Annotated in this window: 15 protein-coding genes and 1 pseudogene; 13 read left to right on the top strand and 3 right to left on the bottom strand. The window is 73.8% G+C overall.

Features of this window, described 5'->3' with window-relative positions:
- Positions 1-67 precede the first annotated feature (67 nt).
- The 13 genes and pseudogenes from G5C65_RS13580 to G5C65_RS13520 all read left to right on the top strand — a co-directional run bounded on the left by G5C65_RS13580 (position 68) and on the right by G5C65_RS13520 (position 14,824).
- A complete protein-coding gene (locus G5C65_RS13580) occupies positions 68-964 on the top strand; it encodes a 5-dehydro-4-deoxyglucarate dehydratase (RefSeq protein WP_165299058.1) in 897 nt (298 codons plus the stop codon).
- On the top strand, positions 964-2,235 hold the full coding sequence (locus tag G5C65_RS13575) for a hypothetical protein (RefSeq protein ID WP_165299057.1): 1,272 nt from the start codon (positions 964-966) through the stop codon (positions 2,233-2,235). The genes G5C65_RS13580 and G5C65_RS13575 overlap by 1 nt, the downstream gene beginning before the upstream one ends.
- 180 nt (positions 2,236-2,415) lie before the next feature.
- The gene (locus G5C65_RS13570) at positions 2,416-3,069 is read left to right on the top strand and encodes a GntR family transcriptional regulator (RefSeq protein WP_165299054.1); all 654 of its coding nucleotides are present in this window, start codon (positions 2,416-2,418) and stop codon (positions 3,067-3,069) included.
- Positions 3,066-4,034, top strand: a complete 969-nt coding sequence (locus G5C65_RS13565) for a dihydrodipicolinate synthase family protein (RefSeq protein ID WP_165299053.1) — start codon at positions 3,066-3,068, stop codon at positions 4,032-4,034. The genes G5C65_RS13570 and G5C65_RS13565 overlap by 4 nt, the downstream gene beginning before the upstream one ends.
- Complete coding sequence (araD, locus tag G5C65_RS13560) at positions 4,031-5,788, top strand: L-arabinonate dehydratase (RefSeq protein WP_165299052.1); 1,758 nt, start codon at positions 4,031-4,033, stop codon at positions 5,786-5,788. Before G5C65_RS13565 ends, araD begins: the two co-directional genes overlap by 4 nt.
- 117 nt (positions 5,789-5,905) lie before the next feature.
- Positions 5,906-6,820 carry a carbohydrate ABC transporter permease gene (locus tag G5C65_RS13555; protein ID WP_165299051.1) on the top strand — a complete coding sequence of 305 codons (915 nt, stop codon included), beginning with the start codon at positions 5,906-5,908 and terminating at the stop codon, positions 6,818-6,820.
- Positions 6,817-7,743, top strand: coding sequence for a carbohydrate ABC transporter permease (locus tag G5C65_RS13550; protein ID WP_420903308.1), 927 nt, complete (start codon positions 6,817-6,819; stop codon positions 7,741-7,743). The genes G5C65_RS13555 and G5C65_RS13550 overlap by 4 nt, the downstream gene beginning before the upstream one ends.
- The gene (locus G5C65_RS13545) at positions 7,743-8,945 is read left to right on the top strand and encodes a Gfo/Idh/MocA family protein (RefSeq protein ID WP_165299050.1); all 1,203 of its coding nucleotides are present in this window, start codon (positions 7,743-7,745) and stop codon (positions 8,943-8,945) included. Before G5C65_RS13550 ends, G5C65_RS13545 begins: the two co-directional genes overlap by 1 nt.
- Positions 8,942-9,826: a DUF6807 domain-containing protein gene (locus G5C65_RS13540; protein WP_241265768.1), complete on the top strand. Its 885-nt coding sequence runs from the start codon at positions 8,942-8,944 to the stop codon at positions 9,824-9,826. The genes G5C65_RS13545 and G5C65_RS13540 overlap by 4 nt, the downstream gene beginning before the upstream one ends.
- The gene (locus G5C65_RS13535) at positions 9,823-11,415 is read left to right on the top strand and encodes a glycoside hydrolase family 43 protein (protein WP_165299049.1); all 1,593 of its coding nucleotides are present in this window, start codon (positions 9,823-9,825) and stop codon (positions 11,413-11,415) included. The genes G5C65_RS13540 and G5C65_RS13535 overlap by 4 nt, the downstream gene beginning before the upstream one ends.
- Before the next feature lie 170 nt (positions 11,416-11,585).
- Positions 11,586-12,536 (top strand): annotated as a pseudogene (locus G5C65_RS13530) (pectinesterase family protein); the annotation flags it as partial.
- Positions 12,537-12,539: 3 nt separating this feature from the next.
- Positions 12,540-13,931: an ABC transporter substrate-binding protein gene (locus G5C65_RS13525; protein ID WP_165299047.1), complete on the top strand. Its 1,392-nt coding sequence runs from the start codon at positions 12,540-12,542 to the stop codon at positions 13,929-13,931.
- On the top strand, positions 13,928-14,824 hold the full coding sequence (locus tag G5C65_RS13520) for a rhamnogalacturonan acetylesterase (RefSeq protein WP_165299046.1): 897 nt from the start codon (positions 13,928-13,930) through the stop codon (positions 14,822-14,824). Before G5C65_RS13525 ends, G5C65_RS13520 begins: the two co-directional genes overlap by 4 nt.
- Positions 14,825-14,906: 82 nt before the next feature.
- Here the strand turns inward: G5C65_RS13520 and G5C65_RS13515 are convergent, their stop codons facing one another.
- The 3 genes from G5C65_RS13515 to G5C65_RS39195 form a co-directional block, all read right to left on the bottom strand.
- On the bottom strand, positions 14,907-16,361 hold the full coding sequence (locus G5C65_RS13515) for a peptidoglycan D,D-transpeptidase FtsI family protein (RefSeq protein WP_165299045.1): 1,455 nt from the start codon (positions 16,359-16,361) through the stop codon (positions 14,907-14,909).
- A gap of 90 nt (positions 16,362-16,451) precedes the next feature.
- Complete coding sequence (locus tag G5C65_RS13510; RefSeq protein ID WP_165299044.1) at positions 16,452-17,108, bottom strand: response regulator; 657 nt, start codon at positions 17,106-17,108, stop codon at positions 16,452-16,454.
- Positions 17,105-17,262 (bottom strand): ATP-binding protein (locus G5C65_RS39195; RefSeq protein ID WP_478501604.1); only part of this gene is annotated, 158 nt, incomplete at its 5' end. The genes G5C65_RS39195 and G5C65_RS13510, both read right to left, overlap by 4 nt.

Genomic DNA, 17,262 nt, shown 5'->3' with positions numbered 1-17,262 from the left:
CCGCCCGCCCGAGCCGAGCGCGTCCGCGCCGGGGCGGCCCCCGTCGCTCGCCCAGCGGCTCGGCGGGCTGCTCTTCTTCCCCGTCACCGCCTTCGCGCCGGACGGCTCCCTCGATCTCGCCACGTTCCGTACGCATGTGCGCCAGGGCGTCGACGCCGGCGCCGGCGCGGTGTTCGCCTGCTGCGGCACGGGGGAGTTCCACGCCCTCGCGCCGGGCGAGTTCCGCGACTGCGTCGCCGCCGCCGTGGCGGAGGCGGACGGCCGGGTGCCGGTGCTCGCGGGCGCCGGCTACGGCACGGCGCTCGCCGCCGAGTTCGCCGCGCTCGCCGAGGAGGCGGGCGCCGACGGGCTGCTGGCCATGCCGCCCTATCTGGTGACGCCCGGCCAGGAGGGCCTGCTGCGGCACTACACCGCGCTGGCCGGGGCCACAGGGCTGGACCTGGTGGTCTACCAGCGGGACAACGCCGTCTTCGCCCCCTCCACCGTCGCCGAACTGGCCCGGCTGCCCCGCGTGATCGGCCTCAAGGACGGCCACGGCGACCCGGACCTGATGCAGCGCATCATCACCGCCGTACGCGCCGCCGGCCAGGAGCGGGACTTCCTCTACTTCAACGGGCTCCCCACCGCCGAGCTGACCGGGCTCGCGTACCGCGCGCTCGGGGTGGAGCTGTACTCCTCCGCCGTCTTCTGCTTCGTGCCCGAGGTCGCCCTCGCGTTCCACCGGGCCCTCGCCACCGGGGACGAGGAGACGGTGCGCGCCCTGCTGGACGGCTTCTACGCGCCCCTGGTCGCCCTGCGCAACCAGGGCCACGGCTACGCCGTCTCGCTCGTCAAGGCCGGCGTGCGGCTGCGCGGGCTGGACGTGGGGGAGGTGCGCCCGCCCTTCACCGAGCCCGCTCCCGCGCACCTGAAGGAGCTGGGCGACCTGATCGACCGCGGCCTGGCCCTGGTGGGCGCGGCGTGATGCGGGCCGCCGCCTTCCTCTACCCCTGGGACGTCGTCGGCGACCCCCGCGCCCCGGAGCGGCTGGCCGAACTGGGGGTCGGCCACGCCGTCCTGGCGTCCGCTTACCACTCCACGCGCGCGCTCACCCCGCGCCATCCCGCCCGGCGCGTCGTCACAGCCCGGCACGCCGCCGTCCTCTACCCGCCCGACCCGGCGCGCTGGGCGGCGCACCGGCTGCGCCCGTACCCGCAGGACTGGGTGCCGGCCGACGACCCCCGAGGGGCCTACGCGCAGGCGGCGCGGGCGCTGGCCGCCGCGGGCGTCGAGGTGCACTCCTGGGTGGTGCTGGCGCACAACTCCCGGCTCGGCGAGGAGCATCCGCACATCGCCGTGCGCAACGCCTACGGCGACCGCTACCCGTGGGCGCCCTGCATCGCACGCCCCGAGGTGCGCGGGTACGCGGTGACGCTCGCGGCCGAGGCCGCCGTACGGCCCGGCAGCGGGACGCGCGGCACCGAGCTGGAGTCCTGCGGCTGGTACGGGCTGGCGCATCTGCACGCCCACGACAAGACGGCCGGGGTGGCGCTCGGCGGCGCGGGGCAGTACCTGATGTCGCTGTGCTTCTGCGAGGTGTGCGAGGAGGGGTACGCCGGGCTCGGCGCCGACCCGGACGCTCTGCGGGCCGCCGTACGGGAGGCGCTGGAACCGCTCTGGCGCGGTGCGCGCGCGGCCCCGGACGGCGCTCCGGGCGGTGCTCCGGGCGGTGCCGCACCCGGCGGCGTCCGGGAAGCCGAACGGGCCGCGATCGAGGAGCTGCTGGGCGCCGGGCGCGCCGGGCTGTTCGCGGCGTGGCGGGAGGAGGCGGCGCGCCGGCTGCAGCGCGAGGCCGTGGCGGCGGTACGCGCCGAGGCCGCCCGCGAGGCGGCCGACCCCGGCTTCCGGGTGCTGCTGCACGCCGACCCGGCGCCGCACCGCACCGGCGCCAACGCGGGCACCGACCCGGGGGACGTCCTCGCGCACGCCGACGGCGTCGTCGTCCCGTGCGCGCCGGGCCCGCGGGGCGCGCCCGAACGGGCCGAGGCGCTCGGCCTGTTCGCCGCCCGGCGCCGCCCCGGGACCGGCGTCCTGGCCGCCAACTTCCCCGTCGTCTCCGGCATGGGCGGCTCGCCGCACACCCTCGCCGAGGACGCCGCGCACGCCCGCGCACTGGGCGCGGACGAACTGCGCGTCTACCACGCGGGCCTGGCCTCCGACAGCGACCTGGAGGCCGTCAGGGCGGCCTTGGCGTAAGAGGCGTCCGCAGGGCGCGCATGGCCGCTCCCGACTCCGCGTTCCCCGAGTTCTGTCAGAACCGTTGACGGGGCTCGGGGGGCCTTCTACCTTGCTGCCCACTGCACCTCGTATCTCATATCTCATGCGTCGTATATGAGATATGAGGCTCCCCGTGAGCACCCGAGACATGAGAGCCGCATGGTGTCCGTCGAATCGCCACTGCCCATTCCGTCCCGCACCCAGTACGTCCTGGAAGCTGTGAAGCACGACATCCTCACCGGCCAGTTGCCGCCGGGGCAGTCCCTGGTCGAGGCCGAACTCGCCGCACGGTTCGGCGTGTCCAAGACCCCGGTCCGCGAGGCGCTGAAGACCCTCGCGGGCCGCGGGCTCGTGGAGATGAGCGAGTACCGGGGCGTGACCGTCCGTACCGTTGACACGGCCATGGCACGGTCCGTCTACGACGTCCGTCTCCTGCTGGAGCCCGAGGCGGTGCGCCGCACGGTCCGCCGTGCGGCCGCCGCCGGGCTGTCCGCCGCACGGGACGCGCTGGAGCGGGCCGACCGCGCGGCGGACCGCGCGGAGCGGTCGCTGGCCAACCGGGAGTTCCACCGCGCGCTGTATCTGCCGTGCGGCAACCCGCTGCTCGCCGGGATGCTCGACGACCTGCGCGACCAGACGGCGCTCGTCTCCGCCGTCGCCTGGGAGGCCGAGCCGTCCTGGGAGCGGGAGGCGGCCGAGCACCGGGAGATCCTCGCCTGCGTGCGGGAGGGCGACGCGGACGGAGCGGCCCGGCTGCTCCACGCGCACATCGAGGGGTTCGTCAGCAGAGCCTTCCCCCGGGAGGCGGAGTGAGCAGCGGAAGGGGCGGAGCAGGCGGAGCGGACGGCTTCACCGCGCAGCGCGCAGCCCTGGCGGACGTCGTCGCCATCCCCGTCACCCCCTTCGACGCGCGCGGCGGGTTCGACACCGCCGCCTACCGCGCGCTGGTGCGGCGGCTGCTGGACGGCGGCATCCGCACCCTGACGCCGTGCGGCAACACCGGCGAGTTCTACGCGCTCACCCCCGAGGAGCGGCGCGCGGAGACCGAGCTGACGGTCGCCGAGGCGGGCGGCGGCGAGCGGGTGGTGGCCGGGGTCGGCCACGAGGTCCCGGCCGCCGTCTCCGCGGCGCGGCACGCACGCGAGGCGGGGGCCGCGATGGTGATGGTGCACCAGCCGGCGCACCCGTATGTGTCGGAGCGCGGCTGGGTCGACTACCACCGCGCCATCGCCGAGGCCGTGCCCGAGCTCGGCGTCGTCCCGTATGTGCGCAACCCGCACCTGTCCGGGAGCGCCCTCGCCGAGCTGGGCGCGGCCTGCCCCAACGTGATCGGCGTCAAGTACGCGGTGCCGGACGTGGCGCGGTTCGCCGCGGTCGCCCGCGAGGCGGGGCTGGACCGGTTCGTCTGGGTGGCGGGCCTGGCCGAGCTGTACGCGCCCGCGTACGCGGCCTGCGGTGCCACCGGCTTCACCTCCGGGCTCGTCAACGTCGCCCCGCGGCTCTCCGCCGAGATGCAGTCCGCGCTGCGGGCCGGGGACTTCGGGGCCGCCATGAAGGTCTGGGAGCGGGTGCGGGCCTTCGAGGAGCTGCGCGCGGCGCGCCAGTCGGCGCACAACGTCAGCGTCGTCAAGGCGGCCCTGTCGGTGCTGGGCCTGTGCCGCGCCCAGGTGCGCCCGCCCAGCGCGCCGCTGCCCGGGAGCGAGCACGCGGCGGTGGCGCGGATCGTGGAGGACTGGGGCCTGGACTGTCATACGCCCGCGGAGGAGGACCGCGCATGACCGACGCGGACGACAGAACCGACGCGTACGGGCCGGGCGGCGGCGGCACGCTGCGCAGCCACCACTGGTACGGCACCGAGGGGCTGCGTGCGTTCAGCCACCGGGCGCGCACCCGGCAGCTCGGCTATCTGCCCGAGGAGCACCTCGGCAAGCCCGTGATCGCCGTACTCAACACCTGGTCCGACATCAACCCCTGCCACCAGCATCTGCGGGAGCGCGCCGAGGCGGTCAAACGCGGGGTGTGGCAGGCCGGCGGCTTCCCGCTGGAGTTCCCTGTGGCCACGCTCTCGGAGACCTTCCAGAAGCCCACCCCGATGCTCTACCGCAACCTGCTGTCCATGGAGACCGAGGAGGTGCTGCGCTCGTACCCGGTCGACGGCGCCGTGCTGATGGGCGGCTGCGACAAGACGACACCCGCGCTGCTGATGGGCGCCGCCTCCGCCGACCTGCCCAGCGTGTTCGTGCCGGCCGGCCCGATGCTGCGCGGGCACTGGCGCGGAGAGACGCTCGGCTCCGGCACGGACATGTGGCGGTACTGGGACGACAGGCGGGCCGGGCTGATCGGGGACCGCGAACTGTCCGAGCTGGAGTGCGGGCTGGCCCGCTCGCCCGGCACGTGCATGACGATGGGCACCGCCTCCACCATGACCGCTGCGGCCGAGGCGCTGGGGGTCACGCTGCCCGGGGCCTCGTCCATTCCGGCCGTCGACTCGGGGCATGCGCGGATGGCCGCGGCGGCGGGGATGCGGGCTGTCGCGCTCGTCCGGTCCGGTGCGCCGCTGTCCCGCTTCCTGACCCGTGAGGCGTTCGAGGACGCGGTCACCACCGTCTGCGCCCTGGGCGGCTCGACCAACGCGGTCATCCATCTGCTGGCGATGGCGGGCCGCGCCGGAGTGGAGTTCGGGCTGGACGACTTCGACACGCTGGCCCGCCGGGCCCCGGTGCTCGCCGACGTCCGGCCCGGCGGCGCCCATCTGATGGAGGACTTCCACTACGCGGGCGGCCTGCCGGGGCTGCTGGCGCGGCTCGGCGAGGCGTATCTCCACCTGGACCGGCCGACGGTCGCGCACCGCACCCTGCGCGCGCAGCTGGACGGCGCGCTGGTGCACGACGACGGCGTCATCCGGCCGCTGAACCGCCCGCTGGCCGCCGAGGGCGGCCTCGCCGTACTGCGCGGCAACCTCGCGCCGGACGGCGCCGTCATCAAGCACATCGCCGCCGAGCCCCGGCTGCTCAGCCACACCGGCCCGGCCGTGGTCTTCGACGACTACCGCACGATGCAGGAGCGGATCGACGACCCGGACCTGCCCGTGACCCCCGACAGCGTGCTGGTGCTGCGCGGCTCGGGCCCGCTGGGCGGCCCCGGGATGCCCGAGTACGGCATGCTGCCGATCCCGGAGCGGCTGCTCAAGGAGGGCGTGCGGGACATGGTGCGGCTCTCGGACGCGCGGATGAGCGGGACCAGTTACGGCGCCTGCGTGCTGCACATCGCACCCGAGTCGCACGTCGGCGGGCCGCTGGCGCTCGTCAGGGACGGGGACCCGATCACCCTCGACGTCCCCTCCCGCACCCTGCGGCTGGATGTGGCCGGTGCGGAGCTGGCCCGCCGCCGCGCCGCCTGGCGCCCGCCGCCCGCCCGCTACGGACGCGGCTACGGCGCCCTCTACCAGGACCACATCACCCAGGCCGACGCCGGCTGCGACTTCGCCTTCCTCGCCCGTCCTGGCGAGGTGCCGGAGCCGTACGCGGGCTGAGCCGCCGCCAGCCGGTTTTATTTATCCGATATTTCGAACGAGGTTCGGTGTCCGCTCGGCGCCCCGGTGGCCGCCGGGCGCCCCGAGACAGACAGACCGTAGAACGGAGCACCGGCCATGGTCCTCGCCGTGCCGTCGAAACGCCGCGCGCGTGCCACCGGCGCGCGTGCCCTTCCCTACTGGCTGATATCCCCCGCCGTCCTGCTGATGCTGGGCTTCATCGCGTACCCGATGCTCAGCGTGCTCTACTACAGCCTGCAGCACTACAACGTCGCCAAACCCTGGCGCAACGGCTTCGCCGGGCTGGACAACTTCCGGGAGATCCTCACCGAGGACGACCTGTTCTGGCACACCCTCGCCTTCAGCGCGCAGTGGGTCGTCGTCGAGGTCGGCCTCCAGCTGGTGTTCGGACTGGCCCTCGCCCTGATCGTCAACCAGACGTTCGTCGGCCGGGGCATCGCCCGCGCCCTGGTCTTCTCGCCCTGGGCGGTCTCCGGCGTCCTGACGACCACCATCTGGATCCTGCTCTACAACCCCGCGACCGGCATCAGCCGCTACCTCGCGGACATCGGGATCGGGGAGTACGGAACCTCCGTCCTGTCCGACACCGGCACCGTCTTCTGGGCCGCGGTCCTGGCCGAACTGTGGCGCGGTGTGCCGTTCTTCGCGATCCTCATCCTGGCCGACCTCCAGTCCGTCCCCAAGGACCTGTACGAAGCGGCCTCGGTGGACGGTGCGGGGCGGGTGCGGCGCTTCCTGCACATCACCCTGCCGCACCTGAAGAACGCGATCGTGCTGTCCACCCTGCTGCGCGCGGTGTGGGAGTTCAACAACGTCGACCTGCTCTACACCCTCACCGGCGGCGGCCCCGCGGGAGAGACCACCACCCTCCCGCTGTACGTCGCCAACACCGGGATCGACGGCCACGACTTCGGCTACGCCTCCGCGCTCACCACCGTCGCCTTCGTGATCCTGCTCTTCTTCTCGATCCTCTATCTGCGCCTGAGCAAGTTCGGAGGCGATGACCGGTGACCACCGCCGTGACCACGACCACCCCGGACAGCGGCCACGGCCGCACCGCGCCCACCGCACGCCCCCCGCGCGGGCGCCGGGGCCCGGGAGGGGGCGGACGGCGCCGCCCGGTCACCGACGACGTGCCGCGCTGGCAGCTGTTCGTCCCGCTCGGGCTGTACCTGCTGTTCACGCTCATCCCGTTCTACTGGATGCTGCTGTACGCGGTGCGTCCCGCCGGGTCCCGCTCGCTGCTGCCCTGGCCCGCCACCACCGAGCACTTCGAGAAGGTGTGGAACGAGCGGAGCTTCGGGGTCTTCTTCCAGAACAGCGTGCTCGTCGGGGTCGCCTCCATGGTGATGACGCTGTTCGTCTCGCTCGCCGGGGGCTACGCGCTCGCCCGCTTCTCCTTCCGGCTCAAGACGCCGTTCCTGCTGGCGCTGCTGTGCTCGCAGTTCATCCCGGGCGCGCTGATGCTGGTGCCGCTCTTCGAGATCTTCAAGAACCTCCAGATGATCAACTCCCTGGGCAGCGTGATCATCGCCGAGGCGGTGTTCCAGCTGCCGCTCTCCCTCATTCTGCTGAGCGGGTTCGTCAGAAACGTTCCCCCCTCGCTGGAGGAGGCCGCCTGGGTGGACGGGTGCGGCCGGTTCCGCGCCTTCTGCGCCGTCGTGCTGCCGCTGCTGCGCCCCGGGCTGGTGGCCGTCGGGTCCTTCGCGTTCGTGCACAGCTGGAACCACTTCCTGTTCGCGCTGATGTTCCTCAGCTCGCAGGACAAGCAGACGATTCCGGTGGGCCTCAACACCCTGCTGGGCGCCGACAGCGTCGATCTGGGCGCGCTCGCCGCCGGGGGCGTGGTCGCCGCCGTCCCCGTCGTCATCATCTTCGCCTTCATCCAGCGGTGGCTGGTGACGGGCTTCAGCGCGGGGGCGGTGAAGGGCTGATGGCAGACGGAGGACCGACCGGCCGAGTACCGGCAGGTGACGGACGGGGGCCGACGGAGCCGGACGCGCCGCTGCGCGTCGTCCTGGCCGGCGCGCACGGGCACGGACGCACACACCTGCACAACATCCGGCGCCTGGAGCGGGCGGGCGTCGCCCGGCTCGCCGGGGTCTGCGAACTGCGCCCGCTGAGCGCGGAGGAGCTGGCGGGCCCGCCGGTTCCGCAGTCCGACGACCTCGGCGCGCTCCTGGACCGCACCGGCGCCCAGGCGGCCGTACTGTGCACGCCGATCCACACGCACCTGGAGCTCGCGTCCACCGTGGCCCGGCGCGGCGTGCACCAGCTGCTGGAGAAGCCGCCGACACCCTCCCGCGCGGACTTCGAGGCGCTCGTGGAGACCGTGCGCGGCACCGGCACCGCCTGCCAGATCGGCTTCCAGTCCTTCGGCTCGCACGCCCTCGACACCGCCACCGCGCTCGTCGAGCAGGGCGCCATCGGCGCGGTGCGCGGAGTCGGCGCCGCGGGCGCCTGGGTGCGCGACGACGCGTACTGGCGGCGCGTCCCCTGGGCGGGGCACCGGACCCTGCACGGCCGGGACGTGATGGACGGCGTGCTCACCAACCCCCTCGCGCACGCCGTCGCCACCGCGCTGCGCCTCGCCCGCGCGGACCGCGCCGAGGACGTGCGGGGCCTCGAACTGGAGCTGTACCGCGCCAACCCCATCGAGGCCGACGACACCTCCTGCGTCCGCGTCCGCACCGCCGCGGGCACCGACGTCACCGCCGCCGTGACGCTGTGCGCCGAGGAGAGCTCCGAGCCGTATGTCGTCGTGCACGGCGAACGCGGCCGGATCACCTTCTGGTACAAGCAGGACGAGCTGCTCGTCGAACGGGAGGGCCACAGCCCCCGGCGCAGCCGCCACGGCCGCACGGACCTGCTGGAGAACCTCGCGGCCCACCTCGCGGACGGCACGCCGCTGCTCGCGCCCCCGGAGCGCACGGGGGCCTTCATGCGGCTCGTCGAGGCCGTCCGGACGGCGCCCCCGCCGCACCCGATCCCGCCGGGCGCCTGGAAGCAGCTGCCGGGGCGCCGCACCGTCCCCGGCGTCGACGGCCTCACGGCCGCCGGTGCGGAGACCCTCGCGCTCTACTCCGAACTGCACGCCCCCTGGGCCGTGCCCCCGCTGGAGGTGACCGTACCTTGACCGCACCGCACGCGCTTCCGCAGGACGCGCCCCGGTCCGTCACGCTGCACTGCGCGGACCGCGCCGTCGCCACCTACGTGTACCGGCAGCGGCTCGCCGCCGCCGACGCGCCCCGCCCGTATCTCCACCCCGTCCGCACGCTCGGCGGCACCGAGGTCACCGAGGTCCGCCCGGACGACCATCCGCACCACTTCGGCGCCGGGGTGGCGGTGCCCGACGTGGCGGGCGCCAACTTCTGGGGCGGACGCACCTATGTGCGCGGCCAGGGCCCCGTCGCGCTCGACAACCACGGCGTCCAGCGGCATACCGGCTGGATGCTGCGGGACGCGGACGGGTTCATCGAGGAGCTGTCCTGGACGGCTGCGGGGCGCGAACTGCTCACCGAGCGGCGGACCGTGGCGGCCCGCAGGATCGCCGACGGCCGCTGGGCCCTCGACGTGACCACCGCGCTGACCAACAGCACCGGCGAGGAGCTGTCCCTCGGCAGCCCCGCCACCAACGGCCGCGCGGGCGCCGGATACGGCGGCTTCTTCTGGCGCCCGCCGGCCGCGGCGCGCGGCCCCTTCGCCGTCTTCACCGCGCGGGACAGCGGGGAGGGGGCGGTGCACGGCAGCCGGGCCGACTGGCTGGCGATGGCGACGGACGACTGGACGCTGGTCTTCGCCGGTGCGACGGAACGCACCCGCGAGGATCCCTGGTTCGTCCGCGTGGCCGAGTACCCCGGGGTCGGTTCGGCGCTCGCCTGGGACACCCGGCTGTCCGTCCCGCCCGGCGCGTGCGTCACACGGCGCATCGTCACCGCCGTCGCGGACGGGCGCCTCACCCCGCAGGCGGCGGCCCGTACGGCGGCGCATCTGACCGACCGGAGAGCGGCCGTATGACCGCGACCCAGGACAGCCGCCCGGACGGCGCCCGCTACCGCAACCCCGTGCTGCACGCCGACTGGTCCGACCCGGACGCCATCCGCGTCGGCGACGACTACTACATGACGGCGTCCAGCTTCACCCGCGTCCCCGGGCTGCCCCTGCTGCACTCCCGCGACCTGGTCGACTGGCGCCTGGTCGGGCACGCGCTGGCCCGGCCGGAGCCCGCGGCCGACTACGCGAACCCCCGCCCGGAGGGCGGCGTGTGGGCGCCCGCGCTGCGGCACCACGCGGGCCGGTTCTGGATCTTCTGGGGAGACCCCGACCGGGGCGTCTACCAGATCAACGCACCGGACATCGGCGGCCCGTGGAGCCCGCCGCTGCTGCTGAAGCCGGGGCGCGGCCTGATCGACCCCTGTCCCCTGTGGGACGAGGACGGCGCCGCCTATCTGGTGCACGCCTGGGCGAAGTCCCGGTCGGGGGTGAAGAACCGGCTGACCGGGCACCGGATGGCCCCGGACGCGCGCGGGCTGCTGGACGCCGGACGCACCGTGGTGGACGGCGACCGGCTGCCCGGCTGGTTCACCCTGGAAGGCCCCAAGCTCTACCGGCACGACGGCCACTTCTGGATCTTCGCACCGGCGGGCGGAGTCCCGACCGGCTGGCAGGGCGCCTTCCGCGCCCGGGAGTTCACCGGCCCGTACGAGGAGCGCGTCGTCCTGGAGCAGGGCGGCACGGACGTCAACGGGCCGCACCAGGGGGCCTGGGTGGACACCCCGCATGGCGAGCACTACTTCCTGCACTTCCAGGACCGCGGGGCCTACGGCCGTGTCACCCACCTCCAGCCGCTGCGCTGGGGAGCGGACGGCTGGCCCGTCATCGGCGACGGCGGCGTCCCGGTGGCCGCCCACGCCCGGCCGCGCGGCACCGCGGACACCGCCACGGACACCACCGGGGCCGGTGCCGGAGGCGGTGCCGGGGCGCCCGCCGCGGGCCCCGGCACCGACGACGACTTCCCCGGCGGGCGCTTCGGCCCCCAGTGGACGTGGACGGCCACTCCGCGCCCCGGCTGGAGCGTCGCGCACGAGGGCGACGGGCTGTGGCTCCCCTGTCCGCGCACCGGCAGCGCGCACGACCTGCGGACTCTGCCCGGCGTGCTGGTGCAGCGGCTGCCGGGCGAGCGGTGCACCGTCCAGGTCGCACTGCGGTTCGCGCCGGGCGCCGCCGAGGGCGCCAGGGCCGGACTGGCCGTCCTCGGGAACGACTTCAGCTGGATCGGCCTGGAGCGCGGCCCCGACGGCGGGGTGTGCCTGGTGCACCGCTTCGCCGAGTCCTCTGCGGAGCGCGAGCGGGACGCCGCCGTACCGCTCGACGCGCCCGGGGGCCGGGCCGTGCTGCGGGTCGAGGTCGGCCCGGGGGCCCGCTGCCGCTTCGCGGCCGACCTGGGCGACGGCGCGGGGCCCCGGCCCTCGGGGCAGGTCTTCGCGGCCAAGCCCTGGGGCTGGATGGGCGCCCAGCTGGGGCTGTTCGCCGCGGCGCCGCCCGGCGGCGGTCCGGCGGGAACCGCCGAGTTCACCTCGTTCCGCGTCCACCATCCGCGTCCATGACACCCACGTCCACGAGGAGCCGCTTCATGACGCACGGAACCCCCACCCCGCGGGCGGACGGCCCGCGACGGCACCCGACGTCCCGGATCCTGGCCGCCGCCGTGGCGGTCGGCGGCGCGGGCGCACTGCTGGCCGGCACCGTGCCCCCGGCCACCGCGGCGCCCCCGTCCGTGCTCACCGTCGCCGCGGACGGAACGGGCCAGTTCGGCACCGTCCAGGACGCCGTCGACGCCGTGCCGTCCGGGAACGACCGCACGGTCACCATCGACATCGCCCCCGGCACCTACCGCGAGCAGGTCCGCATCCCCGCCGACAAGCCCCATCTGGTGCTGCGCGGCACGGGCGGCGGACCCGACGACACGGTCATCGTGCACGACACCCCGAACGAGGCCGGAGGCTCCGACGCCAGCGCCACCGTCCGGATCGCGGCCTCCGACGTCACCGCGCGCACGCTGAGCTTCGTCAACGACTTCGACGAGGCCGCGCACGACTACGACAACGAGCAGGCCCTCGCCATGAAGACGGTCGGCGACCGCATCGTCTTCGAGGACACCGTCTTCAGGGGCAACCAGGACACCCTGATGACCAACAGCCCCGACCTGAGCACCGTCAGCAGGGTCTACATCCGCGACTCGTACATCGAGGGCGACGTGGACTTCATCTACGGGCGCGCCACCACGGTGATCGAACGCTCCACCATCCGGGCGCTCAGCCGGGGCAGCGGCAGCAACAACGGCTACATCACGGCGGCCAGCACCTGGAAGGACAACCCGTACGGCTTCCTGATCACCGACTCCCGGGTGGTCAGCGACGCGCCCGCCGACACCTTCCATCTGGGCCGCCCCTGGCACCCGGGAGGCGAGCCGGACGCCGTCGGGCAGGTGCTCATCCGGAACACCGAGCTGCCGGCCGCCGTGAAGGCGTCGCCGTGGACCGACATGAGCGGCTTCCCGTGGGAGGAGGCCCGTTTCGGCGAGTACCGCAACTACGGGCCCGGCGCGCTGGTGAACGACGACCGGCCGCAGATGACGGACGCCGAGGCGGCGGACCACGAAGCCGCCGACTACCTGCGTGGCACGGACGGCTGGGATCCGCGCCCGGACTCGGAGAACGGGGACTGAGCGATGAGAGCGACGAGAGCGACGGGGACGACGACCACACGGACCGCACGGACCGCACGGGCGGTACGGGCGACGCGCACGGTACGGGCCGCGGCGGCGCTCGGCGCCTGTCTGGCCCTGGCCTTCACCGCGACCGCCTGCGGCGACGACGGCAGCGACTCCGGCGAGGAGGGCAGCGGCAAGGGAAAGATCGTCTTCTGGGACAACAACGGCGGTGAGCGCACCGACGTCTGGAAGGAGATCATCGCCGCGTTCGAGAAGAAGCACCCCGACATCGACGTCGAGTACGTCGGCGTCCCCATCAACGACGTGCAGTCCAAGTACGACACCGCCATCCAGGGCGGCGGCGACAGCCTGCCGGACGTCGGCATGGTGGGCACCGCGTACCTCGCCAACATGGTCGCCCAGGGCGCGCTCGAACCGCTCTCCGACCGCATCGCGGACAGCCCGCTGAAGGGGAAGCTCGTCACCGGCATGCGGGACGGAGTGGCCGCGGCCGGGGGAGACGGCAAGGAGATGTACTCCGTGCCCACCTCGGCGAACCAGGGAACACTCTGGTGGCGCACCGACATGTTCGACAAGGCCGGACTCGACTCCCCGGTCACCAGCTGGGACAACTTCTACCAGGCGGCCGAGAAGCTGACGGCCAAGGGCGACAACCAGTTCGGCTTCACCATCCGCGGCGGCGAGGGCTCCGTCGCCCAGGCCCTGGACATGATGTACGCGCAGTCGGGCATCACGTCCTTCTGGCGCGGCGACAAGACCACGGTCAACGAACCGAGGAACGTCGCGGCCCTGAAGCGCTACACCGACCTCTACAAGAAGGTCACCCCCTCGGCCGACCTGAACAACGACTTCGTGAAGATGGTCAGCCAGTTCGACAGCGGCGACATCGGCATGATGCTGCACAACCTGGGCTCCTACCAGGACCATGTGAAGGCGATCGGCAAGGACAAGATCGACGGTGCCCCGCTGCCGCCCTCCCGGGCGGGCGGCGCGCGCACCGTCGTGTCCAACCCCGTCGACGGTATGGGCATCTTCAAGAAGAGCGGCAACAAGGCGGCGGCCTGGAAGTTCATCGAGTTCGCCACGTCGAAGGAGATGAACAGCAAGTGGAACGAGTCGGCCGGGGCCATCCCGGCCCGCTCCGACGCCGCAGATGACGCGTGGATCGAGAACGCCAAGCCGACCAGGGCGGCCCTGGAGTCCCTGGACGACCCCAAGACCAAGGTCGTCCAGCTCCCGTACTACCTGCCGGACTGGAACAACATCAGCAAGGCCGACACCGAGCCCAACTTCCAGAAGGTGCTGCTCGGCCGGATGACCGCCAAGGAGTTCGCGGACGACCTGGCGAAGCGGCTGAACGAGGCGCAGAAGGAGTACACGTCGCGATGACCGACCCGTCTTCCTCCCGGCCCCGCGGCGCCGTGGCCCGCAGAAGCGTGCTGGGGGCGCTCGGCGCGGTGCCGGCGGCCTTCGCCCTGACCGGCACCGGATCCGGCACGGCGCACGCCGCCGGGTCCGGCCAGGCGCCTCCCACCGTCTTCATCGCCGGGGACTCCACGGCCGACATCAAGCGCCCCGAGTACGCCCCGGAGGCGGGCTGGGGCATGGCACTGCCCGCCTTCCTCACCGGCGGGGTCGCGGTGGCCAACCACGCCGCCAGCGGGCGCAGCTCGAAGAGCTTCTACGACGAGGGCAGGCTCGGCCCCATCCTGCGCGCGCTGCGGCCCGGCGACCTGTTCCTCGTCCAGTTCGGGCACAACGACGAGAAGACCGAGGACCCGGCGCGCGGCACCGACCCGTACACCACCTACCAGGAGTACCTCCGCCGCTACACCAGGGGCGCCCGGGACGCGGGCGCGACCCCCGTGCTGCTGACGTCCGTCGAGCGGCGGCGGTTCGACAGCTCCGGGCACGCGCTGCCCAGCCACGGCGAGTACCCGGCCGCCATGCGGGCGCTCGCCGCCGAGGACCGCGTGCCGCTCATCGACATCCAGGCGGTCAGCCTCGCCGAGTGGGACCGGCTGGGGCCGGAGGGGACGCTCGGCGTCTTCCTCCACCTCGACCCCGGCGAGTGGCCCAACTATCCGGACGGCGCCGCCGACAACACCCACTTCCAGCCGCACGGCGCGATCGAGGTGGCCCGCATGGCGGCCCGCGGCCTGGGCGAGCGCCGGCTGCTGTCTCCTGAGCGGCTGCGCAGGCTGGACGACGAAGTGCCGGACAGCGTGATCACATGGCCGCGCGGCGGGACGGAGGGCGGCGGGGCGGCTCCCGACGCGTGACTCCCGACGCACGACACCGGGCGGACGGCGGAGGGCGGACGGGACAGACCCGTCCTCCGCTGTCCGTCACCCCGTCACCCCGTCACCTCAGCGCCGCCTCCATCATCCGCTTCGCGATCGGGGCCGCCAGGCCGTTGCCGCTGATCTCGGCACGTGCCGCGTCCGAGTCCTCGACCAGGACGGCCACCGCGACCTGCTTGCCGTCGGCGTTCTCGGCGTAAGAGGTGAACCAGGCGTAGGGCGTTCCGCTGTTGTCGACCCCGTGCTGGGCCGTGCCGGTCTTGCCGCCGACCGCCATGCCGCCGATCCTCGCGTTCGTCCCGGTGCCCTCGTCGACCACCGTCCGCATCGCGGACCGCAGCTGTGCGGCGGTGTCCTCGCTCATCACGCGCCGTGCGGACGGGTGGGAGTAGTCCCGCAGCGTGTCGCCGCTCGCGTTTTGGACCTGCGCGACCATGTGCGGCCCGGTCAGCTCCCCGCCGTGCGCGATGGCCTGGGTGACCATCGCCAGCTGCAGCGGCGTCGCCGTCACGTCGTACTGGCCGATGCCGCTGAGTCCCGTCTGGGCCTCGTCCATCCGCTTGGGGTAGACGCTCTCGGCCGCCCGCACGGGGACGTCGTTCTTCGCGTCGTTGAAGCCGAACTTCTCCGCCTGCGCACGCACCTTGTCCTTGCCCAGGTCGGTGGCCAGCTTCGCGAAGACGTTGTTGCACGAGTAGCGCAGCGCGGTGCGGAGGGAGGCGTTCTCGCAGGGCGCGGCCGGATTCTCGTTGCCGAGCACCGTCCTGGTGCCCTTGAGGGTGTACGGGTCGGGGCTGTCGGTGCGCTCGTCGACCGACGAGTAGAGCCCGCTCTCCAGCGCGGCGGCCGCGACCACCAGCTTGAACGTCGAGCCCGGCGGCACCGGCTGCCGCAGCGCGCGGTTGAGCAGCGGCTGCTGCTCGCTCGCACTCAGCTTCCGCCACTCCTCGTCGTCGGCCCTGCTGCTGCCGGCGACGGCCGACGGATCGTAGGAGGGAGTGCTGACCAGGCCGAGGATGTCGCCGTTCGCCGGGTCGATCGCGACGGCGGCCCCCTTCTTGCCGCCGAGCGCGTCGTACGCCGCCTTCTGGACGCCGGGACGGATGGTGGTCAGCACGTTCCCCGGTTCGGCGCGCGAACCCTCCAGCAGGTCGAGCGGGGATCTGAGGCGGTCGTCGGACCCGGTGAGGACGTCCTGGTAGATGCCTTCGAGCTGGCTCCAGCCGTGCGTCTGGGAGGCGTGGCCGGTCACCGGGGCGTAGAGCGGGCCCTGGGCGTAGGTGCGCCGGTAGGCGAGGTCGTTGCCGCCGTGCGTCCTCTCGGAGCCGGTCACGGGCTTCCCGGCCACGATGATGTTGCCGAACGGCTGGGCGTACTGCTCGATGGCGTTGCGCCGGTTCCTGCTGTCGTCCGCGAGAGCCTTGCCGTCCGTGGTCTCCACCCAGGTGATGCGCACCAGGAGCGCGAAGACCAGGAGCAGCGTCACGACACCCGCGTGCCTGATGGTCCTGTTCATCACCTAAGAGAATGCGTGTACGACGGACAAGGTTCCGACGTAGTGGGACTTCTCAGGACTTTCTCATCCAGCGCGACCGGCCGCAGGGCGTCACCTCGGGGTCACGAACCCGTGCTCGTACGCGGCGATCACCGCCTGGGTACGGTCCCGCGCCTCCAGCTTGGCGAGCACCGCCGCCACATGGGTCTTCGCCGTGGCGCTGCCGATGTGCATCCGGTCGGCGATCTCGCTGTTCGTCAGGCCCTCCGCCATCAGCCGCAGGACATCCGCCTCGCGCTCGGTGAGCCGCTCGCGCAGCGCGCCGGCGCGGCCGGCGCGCGCGTGGTGCGCCGCGAGCTCCCGCAGCGCCGACGGGAACAGCAGCGAGTCGCCGCGCGCGATGAGCCGTACGCCCGCCACCAGCTCCTCGGGGGTCGCGCGCTTGAGCAGGAAGCCGTGTGCGCCCGCGCGCAGCGCGTCGTAGACGTAGGAGTCGTTTTCGAAGGTGGTGACGACGAGGATGCGCGGCACGGGGCCGGCCGGCGCCGCGAGCAGCAGCTCGGTGGCGCGGATCCCGTCCAGCTCCGGCATCCGCACATCCATCAGCACCACGTCGGGGCGCAGCTCGCGGGCGACGGAGACCGCCTCGCTGCCGGTCGCCGCCTCGCCCACCACCTCCATGTCGCCCTCGGCCCCGAGGATGGCGCGCAGCGCCGTGCGGACCAGGTGCTCGTCGTCGGCCAGGACGAGGCGCAGCGGCGCGGTCACCGGGCTGCCCGCCGGCCGCGCGCTCCGCCGCGCTGGGCGCCGGGAGGGAGGGGCAGCCGGGCCGTCAGCCGCCAGACGCCGTCGTCGTGCGCCCCCGCGCGGGCCGTGCCGCCCAGCAGCGCGGCGCGCTCCGCGACGCCCGCCAGCCCCCGCC

Source organism: Streptomyces boncukensis (assembly GCF_011045075.1).
GTDB classification, from domain to species: Bacteria; Actinomycetota; Actinomycetes; order Streptomycetales; family Streptomycetaceae; genus Streptomyces; species Streptomyces boncukensis.
The sequence above is the reverse complement of the archived record's forward strand: the minus strand, read 5'-3'. Positions and strand labels throughout refer to the sequence as shown.

What these genes read in the sequence shown, in the direction of transcription:
- G5C65_RS13575 (WP_165299057.1), top strand. Translation starts at nt 964, where the DNA reads ATGCGGGCCGCCGCCTTCCTCTACCCCTGGGACGTCGTCGGCGACCCC.
- G5C65_RS13570 (WP_165299054.1), top strand. Translation starts at nt 2,416, where the DNA reads ATGGTGTCCGTCGAATCGCCACTGCCCATTCCGTCCCGCACCCAGTAC.
- araD (WP_165299052.1), top strand. Translation starts at nt 4,031, where the DNA reads ATGACCGACGCGGACGACAGAACCGACGCGTACGGGCCGGGCGGCGGC.
- G5C65_RS13555 (WP_165299051.1), top strand. Translation starts at nt 5,906, where the DNA reads ATGGTCCTCGCCGTGCCGTCGAAACGCCGCGCGCGTGCCACCGGCGCG.
- G5C65_RS13545 (WP_165299050.1), top strand. Translation starts at nt 7,743, where the DNA reads ATGGCAGACGGAGGACCGACCGGCCGAGTACCGGCAGGTGACGGACGG.
- G5C65_RS13535 (WP_165299049.1), top strand. Translation starts at nt 9,823, where the DNA reads ATGACCGCGACCCAGGACAGCCGCCCGGACGGCGCCCGCTACCGCAAC.
- G5C65_RS13525 (WP_165299047.1), top strand. Translation starts at nt 12,540, where the DNA reads ATGAGAGCGACGAGAGCGACGGGGACGACGACCACACGGACCGCACGG.
- G5C65_RS13520 (WP_165299046.1), top strand. Translation starts at nt 13,928, where the DNA reads ATGACCGACCCGTCTTCCTCCCGGCCCCGCGGCGCCGTGGCCCGCAGA.
- G5C65_RS13515 (WP_165299045.1), bottom strand. Translation starts at nt 16,361, where the DNA reads ATGAACAGGACCATCAGGCACGCGGGTGTCGTGACGCTGCTCCTGGTC.